The sequence below is a fragment of the Mycolicibacterium pyrenivorans genome (genome assembly GCF_025821625.1).
GTDB lineage: Bacteria > Actinomycetota > Actinomycetes > Mycobacteriales > Mycobacteriaceae > Mycobacterium > Mycobacterium pyrenivorans.
In genome coordinates this window covers 1-2,330 of record NZ_JACKSH010000076.1, presented here as the reverse complement: position 1 = coordinate 2,330, position 2,330 = coordinate 1, and the positions used below count along the sequence as shown (strand labels likewise).

General features: G+C 62.0%; 2 pseudogenes. One reads left to right on the top strand and one right to left on the bottom strand.

The features are described 5' to 3' along the window. Positions 1 to 94 precede the first annotated feature (94 nt). Positions 95 to 1,180, bottom strand: a pseudogene (locus H7I57_RS10350) (IS256 family transposase); the annotation flags it as partial. Between the two features lie 145 nt (positions 1,181 to 1,325). Between H7I57_RS10350 and H7I57_RS10345 the strand changes: the two are divergent. Next, positions 1,326 to 2,237 (top strand): annotated as a pseudogene (locus H7I57_RS10345) (IS256 family transposase); the annotation flags it as partial. Between the last annotated feature and the right edge of the window lie 93 nt (positions 2,238 to 2,330).

Below are 2,330 nucleotides of genomic sequence, written 5' to 3'. Positions count from 1 at the left end.
ACGGCTGGAGATAACCACATCCAGAACGCAGAACCGACCACTTCGAGACTTCGTGGTCCACATGAAAGACGCTCACCGCAGCACTACAGATAACGATGCTGTTGGTCGTACAGATGACTGTCCTGATCTCCTTGTCGAAGGCCAGGAACGGCACGAACTCGGCCCACGCGTTCTCCCACAGCTTGATGATCGCCGGGTAGCGCTGCTCCCATTTCTCGCTGAACGTGACGAACGCGTCCAGCGCCGCGGACTCACTGGCCGCGGTGTAGACCAGCTTGAGGTCTTTAGCGATCGCGGCCCAGTCCTTCTTTGATGCGTAGCGAAAGCTGTTGCGCAGCAAGTGAATAACNCAGGTCTGGGTGATCGCGGCCGGCCACACGTTGGCGATGGCGTCCNGCANCCCCTTGAGGCCGTCGCACACCACGATGCAGACGTCTTGGACACCCCTGTTTTTGATCTCCGACAAGACCCGNAGCCAGTACTTCGACCCCTNCCCGTCACCGTGCTCGCCGGCCCACAGCCCGAGCACGTCGCGGGTGCCGTCCACAGTGACCCCGAGCGCGATGTAGANCGGCCGGTTGGCGACATTGCCGTCGCGGATCTTGACGTTGATCGCGTCGATGAACACCACCGGATACACCGGGTCCAACGGCCGGTTCTGCCACTCGCTCATACCCTCGATCACCCGGTCGGTGATCGTGGAGATCGTCTGCTTCGACACCCGCGCGCCGTACACCTCGGCCAGGTGCGCGCAGATCTCACCGTGCGTAAGTCCCTTGGCGGACAACGAGATCACCAGTGGTTCGATGCCGGACAGGCGGCGCTGCCGCTTACGCACGATCTGCGGCTCAAATGACCCGTCCCGATCGCGCGGGATCGCGACCTCGACCGGCCCGACGTCGGTGAGCACGGTCTTGGTCCGCGCGCCGTTGCGGGAGTTGCCGCCGTCACGGCCGGCCGGGTCGTACTTGCCGTAGCCGAGATGATCGTCCATCTCGCCCTCGGCCGCCGACTCGATGATCATCTTCGTCAGCTCGGCCAGCAGCCCGCCCTCACCCGTCAGCCGCAGCCCCTCGGAGCGGGCCCGATCCACCAGCTGCCCGACCAGCTGCTGATCCAGCTCGTCCAGCCGCACGACGCCCTGGGAACCCTGGCTCTCGTCGACCGTCTCATCAATCATCACATCAGTCACAGTGATCTCCTATTTCCTCAGGAGTTACACCGTTTAACTTACAGACCCACCGACCGTCGGGGACTGTCGGAATAACGGTGGATCTGGACTTGGTCTGACACGCCGGGCGTGAGCTTGGCGGGAAGGACTGATGATGTCCGAAACACTCGAATCCGTGGGGATCGATGTGGATCACAAAGAGCTTGCCGAGCAGCTGCTCGCCCAGGCCAAGGAACAAGGTGTGGAATTGGTGGGCCCCAACGGCCTGCTCAATCAGCTGACTAAGAACGTGCTCGAGACCGCGCTGGACGCGGAGATGAGCGAGCACCTGGGCTACGACAAACACGATCCGGCAGGCCGGGGATCAGGTAATTCTCGGAACGGCACCCGATCTAAGACGGTGTTCACCGAGATCGGACCGGTGGAGATCGAGGTGCCCCGCGACACCAATGCCAGCTTCGATCCGGTGATCGTCAAGAAGCGCCAGCGCCGGCTGACCGGCGTCGATGAGATCGTGTTGTCTCTGACGGCCAAGGGCTTGACCACCGGGGAAATCGCGGCGCACTTCGACGATGTCTACGGCGCGACGGTCTCCAAGGACACCATCTCCAAGATCACCGACAAGGTGATCGAGGAGATGACCGAGTGGTCCAACCGGCCACTGGAGTCGGTGTATCCCGTGGTGTTCATCGACGCAATTTTCGTCAAGGTCCGCGACGGCCAGGTCAGCAACCGGCCCGTGTACGTGGCCATCGGGGTCACCTGTGCCGGGGAGCGCGACATCCTCGGACTGTGGGCCGGCGACGGTGGCGAGGGCGCGAAGTTCTGGCTGTCGGTGCTCACCGAGATCAAGAACCGCGGCACCACCGATGTGTGCATCGTGGTCTGCGACGGCCTTAAAGGACTGCCCGATGCGATCAACACCGTGTGGTCGCGAGCGGTGGTTCAGACATGCGTGATCCATCTGTTGCGCAACACCTTTCGTTATGCATCGCGCAAGTACTGGGATCAGATCGCCAAGGACATCCGGCCGGTCTATACCGCAGCGACCGAGGCCGCGGCTAAGCCTGGATTCACCGATGAGGTAGGGATGGGAGGCGGGTTGTAACAGCGAAATGCCCTGTCGTGGTGAAAGAATGAGATTTCTCGAGGATCACAT